The 22,998-nt window shown below is 44.2% G+C and carries 22 protein-coding genes; 5 read left to right on the forward strand and 17 right to left on the reverse strand.

The genetic code is table 11. The features are described from left to right. Positions 1–79 precede the first annotated feature (79 nt). The 9 genes from fliJ to K6Y21_RS08585 all read right to left on the reverse strand — a co-directional run bounded on the left by fliJ (position 80) and on the right by K6Y21_RS08585 (position 10,108). Positions 80–529 carry a flagellar export protein FliJ gene (fliJ, locus tag K6Y21_RS08545; RefSeq protein WP_233071422.1) on the reverse strand — a complete coding sequence of 150 codons (450 nt, stop codon included), beginning with the start codon at positions 527–529 and terminating at the stop codon, positions 80–82. A 30-nt stretch (positions 530–559) separates the two neighbouring features. Then, the gene (gene fliI / locus K6Y21_RS08550; protein ID WP_233071423.1) at positions 560–1,909 is read right to left on the reverse strand and encodes a flagellar protein export ATPase FliI; all 1,350 of its coding nucleotides are present in this window, start codon (positions 1,907–1,909) and stop codon (positions 560–562) included. Continuing rightward, positions 1,896–2,870, reverse strand: coding sequence for a flagellar assembly protein FliH (fliH, locus tag K6Y21_RS08555; RefSeq protein ID WP_233071424.1), 975 nt, complete (start codon positions 2,868–2,870; stop codon positions 1,896–1,898). The genes fliI and fliH overlap by 14 nt, the downstream gene beginning before the upstream one ends. Continuing rightward, the gene (fliG, locus tag K6Y21_RS08560; RefSeq protein WP_233071425.1) at positions 2,870–3,904 is read right to left on the reverse strand and encodes a flagellar motor switch protein FliG; all 1,035 of its coding nucleotides are present in this window, start codon (positions 3,902–3,904) and stop codon (positions 2,870–2,872) included. Before fliG ends, fliH begins: the two co-directional genes overlap by 1 nt. Next, positions 3,897–5,609: a flagellar basal-body MS-ring/collar protein FliF gene (gene fliF / locus K6Y21_RS08565; RefSeq protein WP_432757984.1), complete on the reverse strand. Its 1,713-nt coding sequence runs from the start codon at positions 5,607–5,609 to the stop codon at positions 3,897–3,899. The genes fliG and fliF overlap by 8 nt, the downstream gene beginning before the upstream one ends. A 16-nt stretch (positions 5,610–5,625) precedes the next feature. Continuing rightward, positions 5,626–5,949, reverse strand: coding sequence for a flagellar hook-basal body complex protein FliE (gene fliE / locus K6Y21_RS08570; RefSeq protein WP_233071426.1), 324 nt, complete (start codon positions 5,947–5,949; stop codon positions 5,626–5,628). A gap of 148 nt (positions 5,950–6,097) precedes the next feature. After that, positions 6,098–7,444: a sigma-54-dependent transcriptional regulator gene (locus K6Y21_RS08575; RefSeq protein WP_233071427.1), complete on the reverse strand. Its 1,347-nt coding sequence runs from the start codon at positions 7,442–7,444 to the stop codon at positions 6,098–6,100. Between the two features lie 4 nt (positions 7,445–7,448). Continuing rightward, positions 7,449–8,525, reverse strand: coding sequence for a sensor histidine kinase (locus K6Y21_RS08580; protein ID WP_285229732.1), 1,077 nt, complete (start codon positions 8,523–8,525; stop codon positions 7,449–7,451). A 110-nt stretch (positions 8,526–8,635) separates the two neighbouring features. Next, positions 8,636–10,108 (reverse strand): sigma-54 dependent transcriptional regulator, encoded by a 1,473-nt coding sequence (locus K6Y21_RS08585; RefSeq protein WP_233071428.1) that lies wholly within the window; start codon positions 10,106–10,108, stop codon positions 8,636–8,638. 206 nt (positions 10,109–10,314) lie between these two features. Here K6Y21_RS08585 and K6Y21_RS08590 point away from each other — a divergent pair, with 206 nt between their 5' ends. The 5 genes from K6Y21_RS08590 (at position 10,315) to pseF (ending at position 14,817) form a co-directional block, all read left to right on the forward strand. Next, positions 10,315–11,625, forward strand: coding sequence for a motility associated factor glycosyltransferase family protein (locus K6Y21_RS08590; protein WP_233071429.1), 1,311 nt, complete (start codon positions 10,315–10,317; stop codon positions 11,623–11,625). Then, positions 11,618–11,857, forward strand: coding sequence for a hypothetical protein (locus tag K6Y21_RS08595; RefSeq protein WP_233071430.1), 240 nt, complete (start codon positions 11,618–11,620; stop codon positions 11,855–11,857). Before K6Y21_RS08590 ends, K6Y21_RS08595 begins: the two co-directional genes overlap by 8 nt. A gap of 116 nt (positions 11,858–11,973) precedes the next feature. Next, positions 11,974–12,969, forward strand: a complete 996-nt coding sequence (pseB, locus tag K6Y21_RS08600) for a UDP-N-acetylglucosamine 4,6-dehydratase (inverting) (RefSeq protein WP_233071431.1) — start codon at positions 11,974–11,976, stop codon at positions 12,967–12,969. Next, a complete protein-coding gene (gene pseC, locus K6Y21_RS08605; RefSeq protein WP_233071432.1) occupies positions 12,963–14,111 on the forward strand; it encodes a UDP-4-amino-4,6-dideoxy-N-acetyl-beta-L-altrosamine transaminase in 1,149 nt (382 codons plus the stop codon). Before pseB ends, pseC begins: the two co-directional genes overlap by 7 nt. Then, the gene (gene pseF / locus K6Y21_RS08610) at positions 14,107–14,817 is read left to right on the forward strand and encodes a pseudaminic acid cytidylyltransferase (RefSeq protein WP_233071559.1); all 711 of its coding nucleotides are present in this window, start codon (positions 14,107–14,109) and stop codon (positions 14,815–14,817) included. The genes pseC and pseF overlap by 5 nt, the downstream gene beginning before the upstream one ends. Here pseF and K6Y21_RS08615 read toward each other — a convergent pair. From K6Y21_RS08615 to K6Y21_RS08650, 8 genes are all read right to left on the reverse strand, one after another. Next, positions 14,798–15,520: a WbqC family protein gene (locus K6Y21_RS08615; RefSeq protein WP_233071433.1), complete on the reverse strand. Its 723-nt coding sequence runs from the start codon at positions 15,518–15,520 to the stop codon at positions 14,798–14,800. The genes pseF and K6Y21_RS08615 overlap by 20 nt on opposite strands. Next, entirely contained in the window at positions 15,517–16,710 is a 1,194-nt protein-coding gene (locus tag K6Y21_RS08620) for an aminotransferase class I/II-fold pyridoxal phosphate-dependent enzyme (RefSeq protein WP_233071434.1), read from the reverse strand. The genes K6Y21_RS08615 and K6Y21_RS08620 overlap by 4 nt, the downstream gene beginning before the upstream one ends. After that, positions 16,703–17,896, reverse strand: coding sequence for a DegT/DnrJ/EryC1/StrS family aminotransferase (locus tag K6Y21_RS08625; protein WP_233071435.1), 1,194 nt, complete (start codon positions 17,894–17,896; stop codon positions 16,703–16,705). The genes K6Y21_RS08620 and K6Y21_RS08625 overlap by 8 nt, the downstream gene beginning before the upstream one ends. A 1-nt stretch (position 17,897) precedes the next feature. Beyond that, positions 17,898–18,746, reverse strand: coding sequence for a sulfotransferase family protein (locus K6Y21_RS08630; protein ID WP_233071436.1), 849 nt, complete (start codon positions 18,744–18,746; stop codon positions 17,898–17,900). Positions 18,747–18,817: 71 nt separating this feature from the next. Further along, positions 18,818–19,513, reverse strand: a complete 696-nt coding sequence (locus K6Y21_RS08635; protein WP_233071437.1) for a class I SAM-dependent methyltransferase — start codon at positions 19,511–19,513, stop codon at positions 18,818–18,820. Between the two features lie 56 nt (positions 19,514–19,569). After that, positions 19,570–21,339, reverse strand: coding sequence for a glycosyltransferase family 2 protein (locus K6Y21_RS08640; RefSeq protein ID WP_233071438.1), 1,770 nt, complete (start codon positions 21,337–21,339; stop codon positions 19,570–19,572). Continuing rightward, positions 21,336–22,445: a DegT/DnrJ/EryC1/StrS family aminotransferase gene (locus K6Y21_RS08645; protein WP_233071439.1), complete on the reverse strand. Its 1,110-nt coding sequence runs from the start codon at positions 22,443–22,445 to the stop codon at positions 21,336–21,338. Before K6Y21_RS08645 ends, K6Y21_RS08640 begins: the two co-directional genes overlap by 4 nt. Further along, a complete protein-coding gene (locus K6Y21_RS08650; RefSeq protein WP_233071440.1) occupies positions 22,442–22,966 on the reverse strand; it encodes a GNAT family N-acetyltransferase in 525 nt (174 codons plus the stop codon). The genes K6Y21_RS08645 and K6Y21_RS08650 overlap by 4 nt, the downstream gene beginning before the upstream one ends. Between the last annotated feature and the right edge of the window lie 32 nt (positions 22,967–22,998).

Raw genomic sequence — 22,998 nt, forward strand, 5'->3', positions numbered from 1 at the left:
ACAGAGGTTGAGGGGGCTTCCATTTAATAACGCGGTGAGCATTAAGATCCCCCCTCTTGGCAACAAGAGGGGTAAAAGACTAAAAAGATTGATTTTGCTTTTGGTAGAACTGAAAGTTGGCAAATTCATCGAGCATGTTTTGCTCCCTTTTATTCGCTATTTTCTGCGCCGCTTGAGCGCGTTTAGCGAGTAGGGTTTCCACGGCCTTACGTTTACTTTGCATCTCAATCCAATGCTTTTTTTTCAACTCAACCTGATGCATCACTTTAGGCAGGGCGGCTTGTTGCTGTAACATGGCCTCTTCTAGCTTCACGATAAACTTTTGATAGTAAGAGTAGCTGTCTGCGTATAAGCCTGATGAGCCCTTGTCGTGCATTTGCTTAACATATTGATTTCGGTAGTTTTGTAAATTAGCAAATTGTTGACGAAACGCCACCAGCTGCTGCTGTGCCTGCGCTAATTCTTGCACCGCTTGCTGCTCATGTTGCTTATGCTGATCTAAAACCAACAACAATGCTTTATCAGACATCCCCACCCCAATCTAGCTTACACGGGTTATTTACGCTCTTTGCCCGCCATTAACAAACTCTTGCGCCAATCCCGCTAATTGGCTCAAGCTATTTTCGTAATTAACGGATTCTTTCATGGGCTGCTGCAAGAAGTGATCCAACCTAGGCTTGATATTAATCGCTTGATCGATTCGCGGATCGCTACCGCGTGAATACGCACCTATGGTGATCAGGTCTTTGTTTTCTTGATACAAAGAATAAGCCTGCTTGATCGCGCGTGCCAGCATTTGATGTTCATCACTGGTGACCATAGGCATCACCCGGCTGATGGATTTAGCCACATCTATTGCGGGGAAATGCCCCGCGTCAGCCAGCTCACGTGATAACACGATATGCCCATCAAGTATTGCCCGAGCGGCATCGGCAATGGGATCTTGTAAATCATCGCCTTCGGTCAATACCGTAAAAAACGCCGTGATCCCACCTTGGCCTTGGCCCTGATTACCATTACCAGCACGTTCAACTAAAGCGGGTAACTTAGCAAACACAGAAGGAGGATAGCCCTTGGTTGCGGGCGGCTCACCAATAGCCAGCGCAATTTCACGCTGTGCTTGAGCAAAACGTGTTAAGGAATCCATAAGCAAAAGGACATTTAGCCCTTGGTCTCGAAAATACTCCGCCACGGTTAACGCCGTTTCGCAACCTTTTAAACGCATCAAAGGCGAAGCATCAGCAGGCGCGGCAACCACAACCGAACGCGCACGCCCTTCATCACCTAAGATATCATCAATAAACTCTTTTACTTCACGGCCACGCTCACCGATTAACCCCACCACAACCACATCGGCACTACTGCCGCGGGTCATCATGCCCAGCAGCACACTTTTACCCACCCCCGAGCCTGCAAACAGCCCCATACGTTGACCCTTACCCACAGTTATCATGGCATTGATCGCTCTCACACCAACATCCATGGGGTGGCGAATAGGCTCCCTAGCGAGAGGGTTGATCCGCGCTGAGCCAAATTTAACGTGATCGGGACTCATAATATCGCCAAGGCCATCAAGGGGCTTGCCAACACCATCAATAACCCGGCCTAGTAATTCCATTCCCACCGGAATGCCTTGGGCCTGAGTCATTGGGATCACCCGCGCCCCGGGTAACACGCCTGACAGACGTTCACTGGGCATAAGGTATAACTTGTCACCAGAAAAGCCCACCACTTCCGCTTCAATCAAACCGTCTAGGGTTTCCACTTGGCATAAGCTGCCCACAGGGGCGCTACAACCAATGGCTTCAAGTGTTAACCCGACAACACGTGTCAATTTACCGGCAGCGATGGGTTTAGGTACTAACTCATCAGTCACGTAGTTGGCTAAGCGTTGGCTAAGGTAAGTCATGATTATCTTTTGTTAAATCACCTGTTACATCATTGGCATGATCATCAGGCTCATCAGCCACATTGACAGCATTCTCTTCATTGGCTTCATCCCTTGCATCAAAGGGGCTAACATCGGGTGTCTGTGTAGGGTGTTCGGGTGGTTTGGGCACTTGCGCTGCAACCTGTTGCTCTGCAGCGGCACGGGCCTCATTCATATGCTGATTATTGGCCGCTAAAAATTGCTTAAGCACCTGATTAATTCGCATCTCAAGTGGGTAATCAACACTCGACAACTCGGTTTTAATTTGGCAGTCGCCGCGTTGTAAGCTAGGCTCAGCAATCAGCACCCAACCCCGCTTATCACATTCCTCTGCGCTATAAACTTGATTGATCATGTCTACGTCATCAGGGTGAAAGTGCAGGTGCATGGTTTGATTGGCGAAGGGCAACACGTCAATGGCTTGTTTTAGTGCCGTTAATACCACTTGGGGATTGGTGGTCACTTCGGTACGCACTATCTGTTGGCTAAGTTGCAACGCGAGTTGCACCAGTTGTAGCTCTACATCTTGAGTCAGTTGGCTAAGGGGGTTAGCTAACTGAGCCATCAGTTGTTGCCAACGCAGCGTTTGCTCATTAATTTGCTGCTCACCTTGAACGAGCCCCTGCTCGATCCCTTGCGCGAGGCCTTCTTCATGGCCTCGTTCATAGCCTTCGCTGTGGCCACGTTGCTCACCTTGGGCAAACCCCTCAGTTTGGCCTTGTTCAAAGCCTTCCTGATAAGCAGCTTGGCGGATCGCTTCTATTTCTTCTAAAGAGGGGGGTGCTGGTGGCGCCTGCTCTTCTTCTGCCTCAACTTCTGGTTGATGAAACCAGTTATGAGGCATATTGAGGGCATTGGTTGTCTCTTCATCGCTTTCAACGTCGACTTCAGGGATTTGCCAAAGTTCCGGCTTAGCATCATGATCTGATTGGGTTGCCATTATAGGAATTCATCTCCACCGCCACCACCAAGCATAATTTCGCCCGAGTCAGCAAGGCGGCGCGCAACCGATAGGATCTCTTTTTGCGCCGCTTCCACTTCACTAACACGTACTGGGCCCATGGCTTCGAGATCATCAGCCAACATTTCCGCCGCACGTTTCGACATATTGCGCATGATCTTATCCTTGAGCTGGTCATCTGCACCTTTTAGTGCCCGCTGCAAGATATCTTGCTGTACATCACGCAATAGCGCTTGGATACCCCTGTCATCAACATCAATAAGGTTATCAAATACGAACATCAGATCTTGAATTTGTTGACTCATCTCTTCATCAGACTCACGAATAGAGTCCATTAATGGGCCTTCTATGCTGGTATCTAGGTAGTTCATAATATTGGCAGCCGCTTTCAAGCCGCCCATTTTCGCAGCTTGTGCCCCTGCTTGACCCGCAAATTGTTTTTCCATGATCTCGTTAAGCTCTTGCAGCGCCGCGGGTTGTACTTCCTCAAGATTGGCGATACGCATCATCAAATCCAGTCTGACTCGCTCAGGGAACTGACTCATGATTTCTGCCGACTGCTCAGGCTCAAGGTATGACAAAACGATCGTTTGAATTTGTGGATGCTCATTTTGGATAATGCTGGCCACTTGGCGTGCGTCCATCCATTTCAATGAATCTAAGCCGCGAGCACCACTGCCCATGACAATTTGTTCAACAAGGTTACCCGCTTTATCTTCACCTAAGGCTTGGGTTAAGGCATTACGAACAAAGTCTTCACTGCCGATACCGATATTGGTGAATTTCTGGATGTCCTCGACAAATCCCCGGTGCACCGCTGTCACTTTTTCTTGTGAAAAGTCTTTCATTGATGCCATTGCCATCCCTAAGCGTTGCACTTGCTTCGGCTCAAGGTGGCGAAAAATTTGCGCAGCATCTTCTTCGGTCAAACTCAACATCAGGATGGCGGATTTTTCCAATCCGGTCAGAGAGGAAATATCAAACTTTTCGGGGTCTTTCTTTTCGTCAGGCATCTTCGTTTAACCAATCTTTAATTACTTGGGCTGAAAGATCAGGCTCATTGGCCACCAGAGCGCGCACCGCTTTCACGAGATCTTCATCTTTATGTAGATCAGGTAGGATGAATTGGCCATCTTTTATGCCAAAATCAAGCTCATCCGAATCGGCTGCCACCAATTTCAAATCATCATCGCCCGCTAACGAGCCCACTGCACCGCCCATTTCAAAGTCTTCTTTCTCCACTGAGTCTGGGTAAAGCAATTTCTTCAGCATAGGTCGAATAATGGCAAAGACCACAATGAGGATAACCAGCATTGAGCCACCAAAACGCAGCATTTGATAAAACTGATCCGATTGCCAAAATGCCGGCGCTTCAATATTGTCAAGTTCAGGACGATTAAACGGAACGGTCACCACTTCAAGCATATCACCGCGATTAACGTCAAAACCTAGGCCACCTTGCAATAGCCGACGAATACTGGCTAACTGCTCAGGCGTTCTGGGCGTACGTGTGACAGTGCCTTCTTCATTGGTTTGCGCTTGGTAATCAATGGCGACCGATACCGTCAAGCGTCGAACAAAGCCTGATTGCTGGCGAGTATGGCTGATAGTGGTATCTAGCTCATAATTTCGAGTAGCTTCTTTGTGACTTGAGCCCACCGCACCGCCTGCGCCTCCTTCCGTTGCATCTTCAGGAATCTCGGCGTCCATCGGCGGCTGATTGGTTAACGCGCCTGGTACCTCGGCGCCGTCGCCCCCCATGGTTGAATTTTCAACGGTCATTTCGCTGCGTAGTGCGGGTAGATCTGGATTATAGCGCTTCTGGGTTTGCTCCACCGCGGTAAAATCCATGGTGACATCCACTTCGGCAGTGTAGCTATCAAAACCGACCACAGGAATTAAGATGGAATCGATTTTGTTTTTGTATTCTTCTTCGCGCTTACGCTCTAGCTCAAACTCTTTACGGCTTTTGGCGGCGAGTGGGTCTTGACTACCGGAATTGAGCAATCGGCCGCGTTGGTCGGTCACCGTTACCCTTGAGGGCGCGAGGTTTTGTACCGCCGATGATACCATATCGACAATGGAGTCGACTTCTTCTTGAGTTAAACTATTGGCGCGACTCACGGTCACCACCACAGTAGCACTGGCTTTTTGCTCGCGCCGTGTGAACACATTTTCTTTCGGGATAGCCAATAATACCTGTGCCTTTTGCACGTTTTTCATGGCTTGAATCGCAAGGGCTAATTGACGTTCACGGCTGAGTTTTAAACGTTCGCTTTCAAGGCGTTGACTGACACCAAATCCCATGTCTTGTAACAGGATTTCATCGCCTTGCTCATCCACAGGGGCAACGCCACTGCGCGTCATGCGTAATTTGATTTTTTGATAGTCTTCGGCAATCACCAACACGGTGTTACCTTCAAGCTGATAAGGTATTTTTTCTTGGTCGAGAAAATCGAGAGTCGTAATCAGTTGCTCTGTCTGGAAGGTGCCTAAAGGGCGATAATCAGGTGCTTTACCCCAAAGCCACAGGATCACCACAATGGCAAGAACAATGGCTAAACCGATAATAATGGTGACTTGTCGCAGCACATCAACATTGCCGAGCACAGACAGGGCTGAGCTTTTTTGCTCCCCTTGCTCAAGTTGATCGCCTTGACTCATGGCGGTGCTGTTATTGCCAACCATTAAGTCGGTATTTGGGTTTGTATCAGCCACGTAAAATATCCTTAAACTACACCGGCATACTCATGATTTCTTTGTATGCTTCTACTACTTTATTGCGCACTTGTACGGTCGCTTCAAAAGCCACACCTGATTTGCTCGATGCAATCATTACATCCCCTAAGCTTACATCACGATCACCCATTTCAAAGCGATTACGTAACTCACTGGTATTTTGCTGTAAGCTATTTACGTTGTCGATAGCTTGTTTCAGAAGTTGTGAGAACTCCCCATGTGTCGTTGACGTTGCAGGCAACTGAGATTCAAGCCCTTTTGCTTGCAACGACAAGGTTTGCATTTCATTAAATAATATCGATGAATCGGTCACGTTCATTTTGGCCTCCAAATACTGTCAACATCTTGACTATCTCCCTGTCATCTTCGAGATAGCCTCATGATAATTTGAATAAAGCAATTTGTAGGCCAAAAATAAAAAAGGCGGAAAATCCGCCTTTTTTACTGTCTGTGATGACAACAATTATCTAAACAGTTAACCCAGACTCTTTCATTCTAGCCAGTTTGTATCTGAGTGTTCTTGGGCTTATTCCTAACTTTTCGGCCACGTCTTTACGTTTTCCCCCACAGGCTTTTAGCGCATCTAATATGATTTGGTGCTCTTGCTGTTTTAACTCATCGCCTAAGTTGTCTTCGGCGGTTGGTTGGGGTCGGCTAGTTTGTTCATTGCCGACAGTCACGACTTGACCTGCAGCAATCAGTTCATCTTCTAAGATCAAATGATCTAATTCAATGCGGCTACCGCTGGCCAAGATCAGCGCGCGTTGTACCACGTTTTCAAGTTCACGCACATTACCCGGCCAAGGATAGTTAATGAGACGCCCCTTAGCCTCATCAGACAAAATAAGTGTCTGCTCACTGTGGCGTGTAATCAAATGCTCAGCTAACGGAATGATGTCCCCAGGTCGTTGTTGCAATGGTAACCACTGCAACGGGAATACGTTGAGACGATAGTACAAATCTTCCCTAAATTTACCTTCACTAACGGCTTGTTTTAAATCGCGGTTACTGGTCGCTAACACCCGTACATCTAATTTCACTGTTTTGCGACCGCCAAGGCGCTCCACTTCTTTTTCTTGCAACACCCGCAGTAATTTAGATTGTAAACTCAATGCCATCTCGGTGATTTCATCAAGTAAAATGGTGCCTCCCTGCGCTTGCTCAAACTTACCAGGGCAAGCTTGAACTGCGCCCGTGAAAGCGCCTTTTTCGTAACCGAACAAGGTGGCCTCAAGCATATTTTCAGGAATGGCCGCACAGTTAATGGCTACAAAGGGCTGCTCGCTACGCGGTGACATATCATGAATATAGCGCGCCATGATTTCTTTACCCGCTCCGCTGGGGCCCGTCACCATCACGGAGGCATCACTTTTGGCTACTTTAGCTGCCAAATTAAGTAAGGCTTCGGTACTGGGATCGCCATAAACAGGTTTACCCGATTCGCACTTTTGCGCTGGCGCATAGCGGCTTACCTGATTAAGCAACACCTCTGGAGCAAAGGGTTTGGCCAAATAATCAATCGCCCCTTCGCGCATGGCTTTCACCGCATCATCTATGGTGGCATAAGCCGTCATGAGCAGCACAGGAACCTCAGGATACTTAGCTTTGATATTTTGCAATAAGGTTAAGCCCGACATGCCGCCCATTTGGATATCACTGATCACCAAATCAAAACGACGACGACTTAACGACATTAAGGCGGCTTCACCACTGTCCGCTTCGCTGCATTCGTAATTGGCCAGCATTAACGTATCAACCAAGGCTTCACGTAGGCCAGCATCATCTTCGACCACTAAAATCTGAGCTGTAGACATAAGGTTAACCTCCTACTACTTGCGCTGGCATTGGTGCCACGGCATGTAATGGTAAACATAAGGTAAAACAGCTGCCCTTACCCACGACTGAATTGACGTGCATTTCACCCTCATGGGCCTTAGCCACCGACTGCACCACGGCTAAGCCTAATCCCGTTCCTTGAGGTTTGGTGGTATAAAAGGGCTGCACTATCTCAGGTAAAAGCGCGGCTGGGATCCCAGGGCCATTATCCAGCACACTGATTTCAACTTGCGATTGTGTATTACACGTTGCTCGCAAGTGGATTTTCGCGCCATCACCACACGCTTGTAATGCATTATGGATCAAGTTACCAATGGCACTGGCAAGGGCATTTTTATTCGCTAATAAAAACAAATCAGGATCAGGTAGTGCAATGGTTAAACTGGCATTGGCCCGCTGCATCATGGCATCGCTGCCTTGTTTCACTTCTTGCAATAAGCTTTGCAATGACACTTCGGCAACCACCTGTTTTTCACCACTGCGGGCAAACAACAACATGTCCGTCACTTGCGTTTCTAAATCTTGGAGCCGACTCATTAATTTAGCTTGAAAGCTGGTGCGTGAAGTTTCAGGAAGATTCACGCTACCAAGATTAGCGGCATATAACATGGCCGCGGAAAGGGGCGTGCGGATCTGATGCGCCAAGGATGCAACCATATTACCCAGTGCCGATAAGCGCTTCATCTGCGCCATTTTATCTTGCAACTCACGGGTATGAGTCAGATCCGTTAATGAAATCAACTGACCAGAAAAGCCTTCCAAAGGAGAAATAGACAATTGGATTTTTTTGCCATTAGCAAGGGACACTTCATGACCATCATCGGCTTGAGGCGCAAAGGCACGGCGGATGATATTAAACCACAACTCCCCCACGAGCGGATCGCCAAGTAGCTCAATGGCCACAGGATTGGCTTGGGTCACTCGACCATTGTTATCCAATAAGATAACACCCGATGGCAGCAAGTCGAACACACTCGCGAGCGAGCAATGCTGCGCTCTTAGCATGGCTAATTCACCGGCAAATTGTTCTTTTTCTAATGGCAGCTCAGTCACAGTCATAGACACAGTCAAAACCCTGGCACTTAATAACACATACTGGATTTATGCTATATCCGTGCCAATTTTTAACTTCTTTTACTGCAATAGGTTAGCGGGTGTTTTTGTGAGAACTACTCTTTTGACGAGAGTCCGTACTTTTTCATTTTTTCCACTAAGGTGGTGCGGCGCATGCCCAATTGGTCCGCGGCTCTGGCCACCACCCCGCCTTGCTGGTCGAGCGCTTGGCGGATCATGTCTACCTCAAACTCGGCCAGCATGTCTTTTAAGTTAACGCCCTCTTCGGGTAACGCAGAGCCCGCCGGCGCGCTAAAGGCATCTTGCAGCGCGGCTTGTTCATCAACGTCATCACCGGCGTCTGTTGCCCCGTCGGGATTGGCATAATCGTCGTTAAATATACTCAGCAGCGCCTCGCGCTCAGCAAATTCACTGGGCAATTCCATGCTGTCATCTTCGGTTTCAAGATGGCGATATTTAGCTGGCAGCTCACCGACATCGACTATCTTATTGGGATGTAGAATTAATAAACGCTCGACTAGATTAGATAACTCGCGCACGTTGCCGGGCCAAGCATGTAGCATTAAAGATTCAATGGCACGCTGGGTGAAGCGTAACGTGGCATTGTGTAAGGTTTCATGGCGCGCTAACAACTCTTGCAGCAATAGCGGTACATCATCTTGGCGTTCACGAAGCGCCGGGGTTTCAATCGGGAACACGTTTAAGCGATAGAATAAATCTTCCCGAAACTTACCTTGGGCGATCATGTCTTCGAGCCCTTGATGGGTCGCAGCGATAACGCGTACATTGGCTTTGAGTGATTTAGCACCGCCAACTCGTTCAAAGGTACGCTCTTGCAACACCCGCAATAATTTCACTTGCATCGGCATCGGCATATCCCCGATTTCATCCAAGAATAAGGTGCCTCCTTCGGCCAGTTCAAAGCGCCCCTTACGCGCGGCAAAGGCGCCAGTAAACGCGCCTTTTTCATGGCCGAACAGTTCACTTTCTAAAAGATCAGGCGGGATCGCCCCACAGTTCACAGGCACAAATGGCCCGTCTTTGCGATCAGAGATTTCATGAACAGCGCGCGCCACCACTTCTTTACCCGTGCCAGATTCCCCTAAAATCAATACACTGGCCGCGGTACCCGCCACTTGTTCAATTAAATGACGAACTTCTTGAATAGCATCGCCCTTACCCACTAACATTTTTAACAGGTAGGAGTTTTGGCTCTGCTCTTTAAACTGACCAATCCGGCTTAGGTAAGACTGACATTGATGTAATAAACGCGTTAAATCATCATAGCTAAATGGCTGGCTCAATTGACCAAGATAATTAGGCGCATCCACTTCCAAGCTTGAACAAACGCCAATAAACGGCAGCTGAGGATGCTGTTTAACGATATCCAGTGCTTTTGAGGGAGGGACTTCACCAAGGAGTACCCCTTTATACTGCTGTTCAATCTGAACATCCGCAATATCTTCAAGCTGCTGCGCATCTTCACCGATAAAAGATAAAATCGTTTGTAACAAACGTTGATTTTCTTCGCTGCTGTCAATTATCAGCACAGATAGGGGATTGGCCATTCGCGTTCCTCAATAAGCAAAACCGCTGGAAAATTGACAAAAGGCGGTTTATTGACGCTCCTCATTCTAGAGGATCTTAGCCAGACTACAAGTAAAGAACAAAACGAGTGTCACAAATTTGACGCGCCCGATTCATTTTACTTGCCAATAAATTGATTTAGATAACATTCTATTACACACTCGTTTTTATTTCGTTGGAGTCGGCCGTGACCGCCTTGTTTAACAGCAACCTCAGCACTGTCAGCCGCCGTTGGCCTGATTTGGCCAAAAAAATAGTGGCGCAGGGCAACTGTACAGAACTGACAGTTGCCCCCCTAAATGCCCAATGCCAAACCTTGCTCGTTAACGAACGTCAATTAACCAGCGCCTACGACCGGATTAAAGAAGCGCGTGTACAATGTGAAGCCGTCCCGTCAACGGCCAAACAAGCTTTTGTCTACGGTACCGCTCTAGGTGATATTCAACATGAGTTACTCAAACGTAGCCAACTTGAAACACTTCACGTTTGTATCCTTAACTACGCCATTTTTGCTACTAGCCTAGCTCATCAAACCCATGCTTGGTTAGCCGATCCTCGCGTCACTTTGCATGATTGGAACAGCTTAACGGACGTATACATGCCATTTGTGGCATCGCCACCTGAGCTGGAGTTAGCCCAAACTGAGGCAGTAAAGTTACGAGACCGCTTACTGTTAGAGCTAGATCACGACTATGTTATTTCGATGCATAGCCAGAATAATGAAAAGGTGATGAAGGCCATCGCAGCTAATCGAGATATCGTCGCCCAAGATCAGGGAATTGAGACACTTGCTTACCCCTGTGCCAACAGAATCACGTTGATCATTGCCGCGGGGCCAAGTCTTGAGGAACATTACGATACACTAACTCAACTGTCTCAGTCTCGCTGTCACCCTATTCTCATCGCGGTGGATGTCACCATTCCAGTACTGAATAAGCTAAACATCACCCCAGATTTCGTCGTTTACATTGATGCAGATAATAAAAATCATTTCCAAACCTATGATCTCAGCCGATTTGAGCACACCACGCTGGTTTACTTTCCGCGCATGGCAAAAGCTAACTTACTGAGGTGGCCAGGACGGCGCTGCTGTGCTTACTCCGAAGCCGCTATTTATGATGCGATTCGTGATGACTACCCGCGAGCGAGTTTGTTCAGTGGCGGTAGTGTTATCCATCCCGCCGTGGATCTTGCCGTCAAGCTAGGAGCAACCAACATAGGCTTGTTAGGGGCTGACTTTGGATTTATTAAAGACAAAACCCATGCCATGTGGCAAAACAACCAATTGATGGCCACGGGCATGCACGCGGCCGAAGCCAGTGTTCTAAATGGTTTTGGCGAGCCTATCCCGACTCACAGTAACTTTCGCGGTTATTTGCGCGAGTTAGAGCGCTACATAGAGCAACATCCTGATGTAAGCTTCTTTAATACCAGTCGTTCCGGCGCCCATATAGATGGCGCCCCTGTAAAGAATTTAATGGAGGCGGTTGATGAGTGATATTTTTTTACAAACCGCCCACCTGATGCGCCAAGGCAAGGTAGCAGCCAGTAACCAATCACTTGGGCAATTATTTCGCTACTTATCCGAGCTAAGTCCGACTTTATCACAAGAGAAGCTACAACTATTGAATAAAATATTAGTCGTCATGGAGCAAGCAAAGCAGCTTCATGATTGGCTCTATTTAGCCGACATTATTGAATATGAACTGCCTCAACTGATGAATGAGTAATTCTGGCTTTATATTTGCTTACAAAAGAGCATGAGCGTTAATGAAATGGCTCAAGCATTAACAGATAACGCCTAGGCAGACCATAACAGAGCCTAGTTAACATATTTGGGTAATCTATGTTTAATGACAAAAGTATATTAATCACAGGCGGAACGGGATCTTTTGGCAAACGCTTTGTTGCAACCTTACTGAAAAAATATTCGCCTAAAAAAGTCATTATCTATTCGCGTGATGAGCTCAAACAATTTGAAATGCAACAAGAGTTTAACGCTCCTTGCATGCGCTACTTTATCGGTGATGTCAGAGACAGTGAGCGCTTAAATCGCGCGATGAATAAGGTTGACTATGTGGTTCACGCAGCGGCACTAAAGCAAGTTCCTGCTGCCGAATACAACCCAATGGAGTGCATTAAAACTAATATCAATGGCGCTGAAAACGTCATTAATGCAGCGCTGGATAACAATGTCAAAAAAGTCATTGCTCTTTCAACCGACAAGGCTGCCAATCCCGTTAACCTTTATGGGGCCACCAAACTGGCGTCCGATAAACTATTTGTAGCAGCCAATAACATGGCTGGCGGTCACGATACCTATTTTTCGGTGGTACGTTACGGTAATGTCGTTGGCTCACGCGGCTCTGTGGTTCCCTTTTTTCAAAAACTAATTGATAGCCAATCGGATCATTTACCCATCACCCACCCTGATATGACGCGCTTTTGGTTGACGCTAGACCAAGGCATTGATTTTGTAATTCAAAGTTTCTACCGCATGAAGGGGGGTGAGTTATTTGTGCCTAAAATCCCGTCGGTAAATATTACCGATTTAGCGCGTGCTATGGCACCCGAGCTTGAACAAAAAATTATTGGTATTCGCCCTGGCGAAAAACTGCACGAAGTCATGTGCCCAGCCGATGACTCATACCATACCTATGAATTTGACGATCATTTTGTGATTGCACCATCAATTACCTTTAACAGCCGATCCAATACGTTTGACAAAAACAACTTGAATGAACAAGGCCAACTGGTAGAGCCAGGATTTGAGTATAACTCAGCCAACAATGCTGATTTCTTATCAATCGAACAATTAGTTGAGCTCAATAACGTATGTTAACGATCCCTTACGGTAAACAACAAATCACCCAAGCAGATATTGATGCCGTCGTTGCCGTATTGACATCACCGAATCTAACCCAAGGACCAAAGGTAACCGAGTTTGAACAAGCGGTTGCCCAGTATTGTCAAGCTGCTCATGCCATTGCGGTGAACTCTGGCACATCTGCCTTACATATTGCCTGTTTGAGCCTAGGCCTTACTAATGACGATCGAGTCTGGACATCTCCGTTTAGTTTTGTTGCGTCAGCAAATTGTGCTCTTTATTGCGGCGCGACCATAGATTTTGTCGATGTCGAGCTTGCAAGTGGTAACATGGACATGAAGGCTTTGGCCACTAAGTTAGAGCAAGCTAAACAAAGCAATCAATTGCCAAAAATTGTGATCCCAGTGCATTACGCAGGCCACCCCTGCGATCTGGCTCGCTTACACCAATTATCACAACAATACGGCTTTAGCGTTATTGAAGATGCCAGCCATGCCTTAGGCGCAAGCTACCAAGGTAAACCTATTGGCCATGGCCAATACAGTGATATCACCATATTTAGCTTTCATCCGGTAAAAAATATTACCTCTGGCGAAGGAGGCATGGCCTTAACCCAATGCCCAAAAATAGCAAAAAAGCTGCGCATGTATTCAACCCACGGCATCACCAAAACCGACTGCATCAACGAAGTACCCGGTGACTGGTATTATGAGCAGCAATTACTTGGCTTTAATTACCGAATGACGGATATCCAAGCCGCATTAGGCTGCTCGCAACTAAAGCGCCTTGACCAATTTATGGAGCGCAGAAAAGCCATCGTCGAACGGTATCAGCAATGGTTACCTGATAACATAGGCCGGCTAATTGGCACAACTGAGGGAAAAAGTGCGCATCACTTGTTTCCTATTCAAATCGACGCTAACAAACGAAAACGTATTTTTGATGGCATGCGTAAAGCTGGCATTATAGTGCAGCTTCATTACATCAATATCGCTCGCCAGCCTTATTATCAAGCCTTGGGATTTGATCCTTTGGACTTCCCCAATACTGAGCAATTAAGTCAAACCTCTTTCTCGTTACCTTTGTTTGTGGATTTGTCTGAGGAACAACAAGATTTTGTTATTGCCACTCTTCTGGAGCTGTTAGCCGATGATTAATCTTTGCGTTATTCCCGCTCGAGGCGGTAGCAAACGAATCCCACAAAAGAACATTAAGTTGTTTTGCGGTAAGCCTATCATAGCCTACTCCATTGAAGTGGCTAAGGCCTCAGGGCTGTTCGATAAAATCATCGTATCAACCGATGATCAAGACATCGCTAAAGTAGCGATACAATATGGCGCCGAAGTGCCCTTTATGCGCCCTGCTGAGCTGTCTGATGACTATACGGGGACAACACCTGTGGTTGCTAATGCTATTCGTTTTATGGAGCAACAAGGTTACCAAATAGATAAAGTGTGCTGTATCTATGCCACCGCCCCGTTACTACAAGTAGACTACTTAAATCAAGGCTTTGCCAAACTCTCAGAGCCGGGGTGTGAGTTTTGTTTTTCAGCTACTACCTTTGATTTCCCAATCCAACGCGCCATTAGGCTATTGCCACAAGGCGGCGTTGAGCCTATGTTCCCCGAGCATATCGGCAGTCGTAGCCAAGATTTAGAAGAAGCCTTTCATGATGCAGGGCAATTTTACTGGGGCACAGCTGAGTGTTTCAAAGAAGGTCGCAGTGGGTTTACTTCATTGTCTCGAATGGTGTTACTCCCTCCCTATTTAGTGCAAGATTTGGATACACTAAGTGATTGGAGGATCCTTGAAGCGCTAAATAGCCTCTACGGTAAACACGCAATTAGCTCACAAAATCAATAACTGTATTGGTAAAAATCATTTCACGGACCTCAGCGACAGAGTTCCACATCAATACATCTAATATTGACAAACCAGCTTCAAATTCAAAGCCTTTAACTGCATAGGATGGGTTATTAAAATCTAAAAAACCTAGTTCAATAGAGCTAGCTTTAAAAGTTTCAGGGGAAAACAACGACCTTCCACTGCTTGGGTTTATGTAGCGAGAGGCACCGCACTGTTTACTAATCTCTAGTGCCCAATCACCGGCCTCCATTCGTTTAGGGAAAGACAAGTTCATCTTTGAGCAAACTTGATAATTAAATGGGATATCCAAATACTGACAGATCACCCTTAATATTTGCGTGTTTAAATTGACCAAAAAAGGCTCTGAGTTTTCCTCAAAACACAACTTTACTAGATCAATAACTTGATGGTAATTTGGCGCCAGCTTTCGATAATGAGACAACTTCCCAAGCAATTGGGCTTGAGTGGCCTCTAAATCTTTGAGTAAAACCTCTTGCGTTTTTATACCTAAATAGGCGTTTGCTACCGGGGCCGAAATATATTGCCAACTTTGCTTAGGATGCAAAATTCGATTTCGATTCATCCAGCTTTTTCGAGTATACTGGCTAATATCAAATACAACCCACTGATCACAGTGGGCAATTAATGAGAAATGACCTAGGTAGGGAAAGAAGTACGGTTGCATAATGCCGAGCTTCATTTTTCAATCCGTTTTACGACTTCAACAGCTTGTTGCTGAGCCATCTTAATAATCGCAGATATTCTTCTGGCTTTTTCGATATCAACAAAAGCGCCTACTGGTAATTGCATGCATGTCTCACTTAGCTTCTCTGTGACGGGCAAAGGGTTACCCTGCGTTAACCAGATAGGATGAAACTCGATAGTGCGATGAATCCCTGGGTAAAAATATTTCCTCGCTTTAATATTTTCAGCCACCAGAACTTCTTGCAATTGATCTCGACTCAATCCAAATGCTTGCTCGTCAATATTTACCACAACATATTGATAATTTGAACGAGTAACATTTGTTGGAGCAACAAGTTCCACTCCTGGTATGTTAGCCAACTCTTGATGATATACTGCAAAAATGTTTTCGTTATGTTGTCGGTTTTTCTCAAAATCTTGCAGATTGAGTAGCCCAATCGCAGCTTGAGCTTCAGACATTCTAGCATTTAAGACTCTTACAACCTCAACAGATTGAGCTGCAGCATAACTAGGGCGCATAGCCACTAAACGTGCGGCCAAATCATCATCATTGGTTGTGATACAACCTCCCTCTGCAGAGCTAATCATTTTGGTTGCGTGAAAAGAAAAAACTTCTAATCGGCCAAAACTTCCAAGCCTTTTACCATCAACTTCACAGCCTGCGCCGTGAGCTGAATCAAATAATAGATTGAGATTGTACTTATCACATACCGCTTCAAGTTCTTTAGGTTTACACGCCCCCCCCCACAAATTCACAGCTAAAACAGCACTAACTTCGGGATCAATCAATCCTTCTAGCTGAGTAATATCTAACTGATGAGTTGTGGGATCAACATCACAAAATACTGGCGTTAACCCTGCCCAACGGATGGCTTGGACTGTCGCGATAAAGGTAAATGATGGAACAATGACCTTCCCAGTTAGCTGCAAAGCTTCAAGAGACATCATCAAGCCAAATGTGCCATTGTGTACACAAATAGCATGTTTTACATTAAAAAAAGAGGCTAGCTTTTGCTCAAGCTCTGTCAACAATGGGCCATTGTTGTTGTAATACTGGCGTTCAAAAATCCCCCTCATTGCCTTTTCATAACGGCTCCAGTCAGGGAAATACAACTGACCAACATGAATTGGTTCAGCAAAACTCGCAGCTCCACCTAATATGGCCAAACCAATCTTTTCATTCATTGCATCTCTCCCTAAGAGCAGCATTGATTTCCCTGTGGTTTTCAGAAACAAATTCCAGAAAGTCAATAATTTGACCAATGTCTTCTAAGGACACCTGCTGACCACAAGGCAGATTAACGAAGCGCTGTGATAACCGCTCTGAAATAGGCAGCGCTGCAGGGATATGAGGAAAAAGCATTCTTTTTTTATGTAATGGCGGATCATAATAAACACGCGCAAGGATATTTTCCGCATTAAGGAGCTTGATTGTATCGCTACGAGATAGCGGCCAATCATCTTCTATTTCGGCTACTATATTTTTAAAGCCACAACGCTGGGCATCATCAAACTCCAACAACCTAATGCCGCTTATATATGAAAGCCTTTCTTGGTAGCACCTATACCTAGCCTCATTCAACCTCACTTGTTCATCAACATCATCAAGGCTTGCAAGTGCCATCGCTGCATGCATTTCATTTAATTTGGCATTAAAGCCACCGCATACACCTATGGTATCTAAACCTGTAATGCCAAAAGTTCGCTGCGCAGCTAAGGTCTCCATCAATGTGGAGTCGTTCGTGGTTAAATACCCCCCACCAAAACCATTAATCAATTTACAAGCATGTAAAGAAAAGCATTCCGCGGCACCAAAGCCCCCCACTCGACCTTGGGGAAGATCTTCATAAACGGATTCAACGGAATCAAATAACAAAGGAAGGTTATAGCGTAAAGAAAGATCTTCTAGCGCTTGCGCGTCAGCACAGTTTACTATCGGATGAGCAGCTAGAATTAATGCGGTTTGAGAAGTAATGCAATCCTCAACAGATTGTGCTGTCATTGCTAACGTATCTTCATCTACTTCACAAAATTTTGGGGTAAGTCCAGCCCAAGCACAAATATCAGTCATTCTTCGATAAGTTAATGAAGGCATGATAACTTCTGTCTTGCCTTCGAGTTTCAAGTATTTCATGGCAAGAGCTAACGCCCAAAAACCACTGGAAAAAACCAAGCAATGTTTGACCTGATGAAACTCAGCTAAGCGTTGCTCAAGCGCTTTAACATTAGGACCATTATTCGTGTATTGATGCTCATGATAGAATGCCTTTGAATATGTGAGAAACTTTTCAACATCCGGTGTCAATAAATTAGAAGTTGACTTAGGTACCTCAAAAAGGGAAGGCCCACCAAAGTAGGCAAGCTCACTCATACTATTTTTTCTTAACACATTCCAACTCCGCCGTTCGGGTTTTATCAAGAAAGCCTTCAAGTTCCGTACCAACAATCTCAGCATGAATACTATTCACAATATCTTTATCAAGTAGATGGCTCCAATGTATGACCTGCTCAGGCTTTTTGAATACAGAACGCTTGTTGTCATCATGTTTACTTTGTGAACTCGCGATAAATTCAGCTGTTGTTTGGGAAAAGCTCAGATTGCAAAACTTAAATAAATCTTTAATTTCTGATATTGGGTGGGATATAACCTCTTCGTAAGAGACTATTTTAAAGCGTGTTGGGAATTGCTCAGCCAACGCTAAAGCCTCACGGCTAACTTGAACCCAATCATCAAATCCCCAATACTCACCCACCCCATCTTTACGGCATTCACCCGAGCGCCACTGCTTCATAGGATCCTCTGCAGATGGAAACTCATAGGGATTAGTTAGCCAAGAAGCAATACTGGCTCGAGGATCCCTAATCATATGGATAACTTTAACATTCGAGTTTAATTCTAGTAGTCTTCTTGTTAATTGATGATGTCTGGTCGACTTAATCACTAGGTGTGATGGGTCTTCTGCCTTATGAAACTTTGGTACTAAACCATTTTTACGCAAATATTCTTGGTCAAGATATTCAGACTTTGTGGTAAATGTCTGTTCAAACAACCACTGCCATTCTTCTACACTGCTGTTCTCATTAAGCATATTTTTGAACTCATATGAAAACAACGGACAGAATTTGAGCCTTACATCCGAAGAAGACGCAAAAATTTGCGACATCCAAGTTGTTCCAGAACGCGGCATACCATTAAGCCAGATGACTTGCTTATTTAGCATATTAGAATCCAATTTTAATCAATTAACGCTATTGCTAAGGTTACAGTTTTAAAATTAAAAAAATATCTTAGCTAGCGTCGTGTAAGAGTAACATCAAATCGGTAATGGTGTGCATAATACTCAACAGGCATAACAGTGAAAGCGGCAACCCATCCTGTTCTATTTGCAAGTTCTTTAAAATCTGATTGGCTTCGCCAAATACCAATAGCTGATTCAGGTTTTAATTCGATTCCAATTTCATAAGAATCGGGAGAAAAAAAACACCCCATACGGTCTTTATCTGGAACATTACCGATAAACACTGACTGAATATTTTCAAATTTACTATTTAACAAAACCAGAAGCTTTTCAGCTGCATCATAATCAAGGTATGAAAATGAGCCGTAACACACAGCTTTTGTAAATAAATATTTATTTGGATGTTTTTCGCAAAAATCAACAACGTCATCAAGTTGATACTCAAATTCAGGTAGGCGTTCGAAATATCTTTTTGCAACAGCAATTAAAACAGGAGAAAAATCAACACCTAAACCTGATTTACAATGAGAAAAGAAACGATCTGTAAGAGCACCATTACCACAACACAAATCCAAAAGCACATCGTCTTTATTTAAACACAACCCCTTCTCGACTGCATTAACGATCATTTCTATCTGTTGTTCCGAAACAGCTTTGCCATTAACGGTTCTTTTTACTTGCCCCCAAAAATCATCCTGCTTACAATTTTTAGGGTACTCTTTATAGAAACTGAATTTATCGTTTGACAAGGCTACACCATTCTTAAAAAATTAGTAATGCACTCATTTATTAAAATAAATAAATATTAATTTACCGGGCCAGGAATTATATTCCAAAAAAACTTCATCATTTTTCTTAGCGGTTGAAGTAAAACCAAAATTTTCGAACTAATTGGCGTTAACCTTTGTATTCCAATTTTAACTTTTCTCTGTGCCGCATTTTGCTCTGTTCTTGATAGAGATGACCACACCCCCTGTCCTGTGTAACGATAACAATTCATAACTCTTTCTAAGCGATGAATTTCTCCTCCCCGACTTAGCATCGCAAAAGCCAACATTACATCTCCATGAGCATATCCTCTCTCAAAATCAGGAGGAAGAAAAAAGCCTTTAGTATCCCGCCACACATTCCTCCACAAGAGACTGGAAGTGTGTGTGTATAAGTTCAACTTTTTTGGATTGATAATTAGATCAAACCGATTCCAACGTAATGCATCAGCAGCAATAATGCTTTCCCTCTGGGTGACGGGATCTAGCTGAATAGTATCACAACAGCAAGCTAATACTTTGGGATCATAGTCCAAATAAGTAGTCTGCAAATAGACTTTTTGCATATCAAGCCAATAGTCGTCTCCTGCAAGAAACGACCAGTATCGCCCCTTCACATCAGGGCGATGATAAAGGTAAGATTTTTTTCCCGAACCTTGATTAGTAGGACTAGTGTAAACCGTCATTCTATCTGAAAATTTTTGCTTATACAGATCCAATATATAACCACTATCATCTGTTGATGCATCATTAAAACAATAACTATGAATGCGATAGGGTGATAATTGCAGCAGTGCGCTATCTAAACTCTCAGCCAGCGTGGATTGATGGTTATACACCGCAGTGACCACACTGACATCTTCATCTCCCGCGAACAAGCCAGCTAGATCATCTGGCCAATTTGGAGAGTGTTCAAAAGCTTCCAATAAACCTCTATGACGGTAGTCAACTAATGATTTTTTGGCACTATTTGTCTGCCAATCATCGTAAAGAAAGTTAAGATAATCATCGAGCGCTTGAGGCGCGTTAAAGCTAAAATCACCAAAGGTGTGAGTAATAATGCAATTGTGAAAGTGGTTTGGTGAATAAAAAATACCTCGACTGGGTAAATCCACGGTTTTGTCTTGTTGACAAACATTTCCACGAAAAACAAAAGTAAACCGTCGACCATTGTTGCATTTTGGTGTAGCTTCCATAATTAAAGCGATAGGTGCATCCGAGTTCTTTTTCATTAAATTCAGCGAACAATCAAGTTGCAACTCATATCGATTAATTAACAATAAGAGTTTTTCTTTTAATGGTTCTATTTGTTTATATGGCAGAGAAAAGGAGAGAACAGAATCTTTAGCATCAAAGTTTTTGTTTACCCTTAAAGATAACAACGTGTCAAAATCAGCCATAATATCAAAGCTGGCGAGTTCATCTGCAATAAAAACATCATTGAACAGCCTTACCGCAATCTCAAAAGTATCCTTATGGACAAATGGTTTAAGTTGCTTAGTTATTTGGTTTTTTGGAACTACAATTTTATCCGACTCTATGTTTAACTCTTCTAGTAACTGCTCCCTTACTTCATTCACCCATGAAGTAGTAATGAGTATTTCATCATAATCATAGTTACTCAATTGTTGTGGTGAAATCACAGGCAAACTCAAATATTCCTTACCATGCAGTGCTGAATTATTATCTATCACCGCTATAAATTCACGCTGTGCTTGTTCTGTATTAAAAATGCTTTCTGCTAGCGGCCCTGCACCGAACAACAAAGTCCTTACTTTTCCGTCAACAGAGATTTTGTTTAGTGTCATGTCCTTACCTCAAATTCATTCACAGCAGTAATTACAGCTCTGACATCTCCCAAAGACATAATTGGAGAAATTGGCAATGAAAGGACCTCTTTATGTAAGCTTTCAGTAATAGGGAAATTCAAGTTAGAAATCTCAGGATAAGCTGCTTGCTTATGTGGTGGGATGGGATAATGAATCAAACTTTGTATGCCTTGCTGCTCTAACCAAGACTGTAAATTATCTCGATGACTTGTCCGCACAACAAATAAATGCCAAACATGTTGGTCACCATAAAATATGGGTAACTGTACTTCTGGATGCGTAATACCTTCAATGTAGGCTTTGGCAACCATACGGCGATGTTCAATTTCAGCTTTTAAATAGGGTAGCTTCACACGCAACATAGCTGCTTGGATTTCATCTAAGCGACTATTGATACCTTGATACAAATTTTCGTATTTCTTATGTGAACCATAATTACGCAGGGCTTTAATGGTTTTCGCTAAATCTTTATCATGTGTGGTAACAGCACCACCATCACCTAACGCACCAAGGTTTTTCCCAGGGTAAAAGCTAAAGCCAGCCGCATCTCCCCATGAGCCAGCCATGTTACTATCAATCTTGGCCCCGTGAGCTTGTGCGCAATCTTCTAATACAAGTAAGTTGTGATGTTTTGCAATTTTCATTAGCTCAGGCATTGGTGAAATGAGACCATAAAGGTGTACCGCCAATATTGCCTTCGATTTAGGTGTAATAGCCGATTCCACACCAGCAATAGAGAGATTGTATGTATTGATGTCTGGTTCAACGAGAACCGGAGTTAAACGGTTCGCTGTGATAGCCAAAATACTTGCAATATAAGTATTTGCAGGAACAATAACCTCATCACCTTCAGCAAGCTTTCCCATCTCTTTCCAAGCACGAAGGATGAGAATTAGTGCATCCAAGCCATTTGCAACACCGATGGCATATTTAGCGCCACAATAATCTGCAAATTCATTTTCAAAATGACTTAGCTCATCACCCATAACATACCAGCCAGAATCAATAACTCGGGCACAAGCTTGCTTTAATTCATCACTATACTGTTCGTTAATACGCTTAATATTAAGAAATTCGATCGTCATAATTTCTCAAATATTTTTTTGCATTTAATGATCATCTTATTTACATCCTCTGGATATATCACATATAAGTTATCAAGTTCTGTTTCACCTACCTGCTTCGCTCCAAACTTTTCATGAAAACTACAAACTGCATAATTCTCTTTTCTGACATCAAAGTGACTTTTAGCACAACCTAGTTCTTTAAAACCAAATTCATAAACCAACAAGGCACTTTCAATTGAAGCATATCGAGTTTTATCTTGATTTAATATCCAACTCCCCCAGCAGAACGAACCTTCTCTAAAGTCATACAATCTAACCGTGCCACACCTAGTTCCATCGAGTCTTTCTATGATGAAATAAAACTGCTCTTTGAGCTCTTCTTTTTCTTTATATTCTCTAATCCACAATTTTTGTGCATCAACATTCGTATCAGATTTGGAAAGGTGCTTGTTGTATTTTTTGTTACTTCGGAGTTCAGATATAAACTCTGCGTCATCTTCTTGAACAAGGCGGAGCTGAATCGTTTTACTTACAAGCATTCTACACCTCATTTAAAGTTTCATATAATTAC

It is taken from the genome of Motilimonas eburnea, assembly GCF_021295345.1.
In the GTDB taxonomy this organism is placed as follows: Bacteria; Pseudomonadota; Gammaproteobacteria; order Enterobacterales; family CBDFNC01; genus Motilimonas; species Motilimonas eburnea.

Bases quoted from the DNA above. Each gene is read 5' to 3' on its own strand.
- pseB (WP_233071431.1), top strand. From the start codon at position 11,974: ATGTTTAATGACAAAAGTATATTAATCACAGGCGGAACGGGATCTTTT.
- K6Y21_RS08620 (WP_233071434.1), bottom strand. From the start codon at position 16,710: ATGAATGAAAAGATTGGTTTGGCCATATTAGGTGGAGCTGCGAGTTTT.
- K6Y21_RS08585 (WP_233071428.1), bottom strand. From the start codon at position 10,108: ATGGCCAATCCCCTATCTGTGCTGATAATTGACAGCAGCGAAGAAAAT.
- fliI (WP_233071423.1), bottom strand. From the start codon at position 1,909: ATGACTTACCTTAGCCAACGCTTAGCCAACTACGTGACTGATGAGTTA.
- fliG (WP_233071425.1), bottom strand. From the start codon at position 3,904: ATGCCTGACGAAAAGAAAGACCCCGAAAAGTTTGATATTTCCTCTCTG.
- K6Y21_RS08580 (WP_285229732.1), bottom strand. From the start codon at position 8,525: ATGACTGTGACTGAGCTGCCATTAGAAAAAGAACAATTTGCCGGTGAA.
- K6Y21_RS08595 (WP_233071430.1), top strand. From the start codon at position 11,618: ATGAGTGATATTTTTTTACAAACCGCCCACCTGATGCGCCAAGGCAAG.
- K6Y21_RS08640 (WP_233071438.1), bottom strand. From the start codon at position 21,339: ATGACACTAAACAAAATCTCTGTTGACGGAAAAGTAAGGACTTTGTTG.
- fliH (WP_233071424.1), bottom strand. From the start codon at position 2,870: ATGGCAACCCAATCAGATCATGATGCTAAGCCGGAACTTTGGCAAATC.
- K6Y21_RS08625 (WP_233071435.1), bottom strand. From the start codon at position 17,896: ATGAGTGAGCTTGCCTACTTTGGTGGGCCTTCCCTTTTTGAGGTACCT.
- K6Y21_RS08630 (WP_233071436.1), bottom strand. From the start codon at position 18,746: ATGCTAAATAAGCAAGTCATCTGGCTTAATGGTATGCCGCGTTCTGGA.
- K6Y21_RS08645 (WP_233071439.1), bottom strand. From the start codon at position 22,445: ATGACGATCGAATTTCTTAATATTAAGCGTATTAACGAACAGTATAGT.
- K6Y21_RS08650 (WP_233071440.1), bottom strand. From the start codon at position 22,966: ATGCTTGTAAGTAAAACGATTCAGCTCCGCCTTGTTCAAGAAGATGAC.
- fliE (WP_233071426.1), bottom strand. From the start codon at position 5,949: ATGAACGTGACCGATTCATCGATATTATTTAATGAAATGCAAACCTTG.
- K6Y21_RS08615 (WP_233071433.1), bottom strand. From the start codon at position 15,520: ATGAAGCTCGGCATTATGCAACCGTACTTCTTTCCCTACCTAGGTCAT.
- K6Y21_RS08575 (WP_233071427.1), bottom strand. From the start codon at position 7,444: ATGTCTACAGCTCAGATTTTAGTGGTCGAAGATGATGCTGGCCTACGT.
- fliJ (WP_233071422.1), bottom strand. From the start codon at position 529: ATGTCTGATAAAGCATTGTTGTTGGTTTTAGATCAGCATAAGCAACAT.
- pseC (WP_233071432.1), top strand. From the start codon at position 12,963: ATGTTAACGATCCCTTACGGTAAACAACAAATCACCCAAGCAGATATT.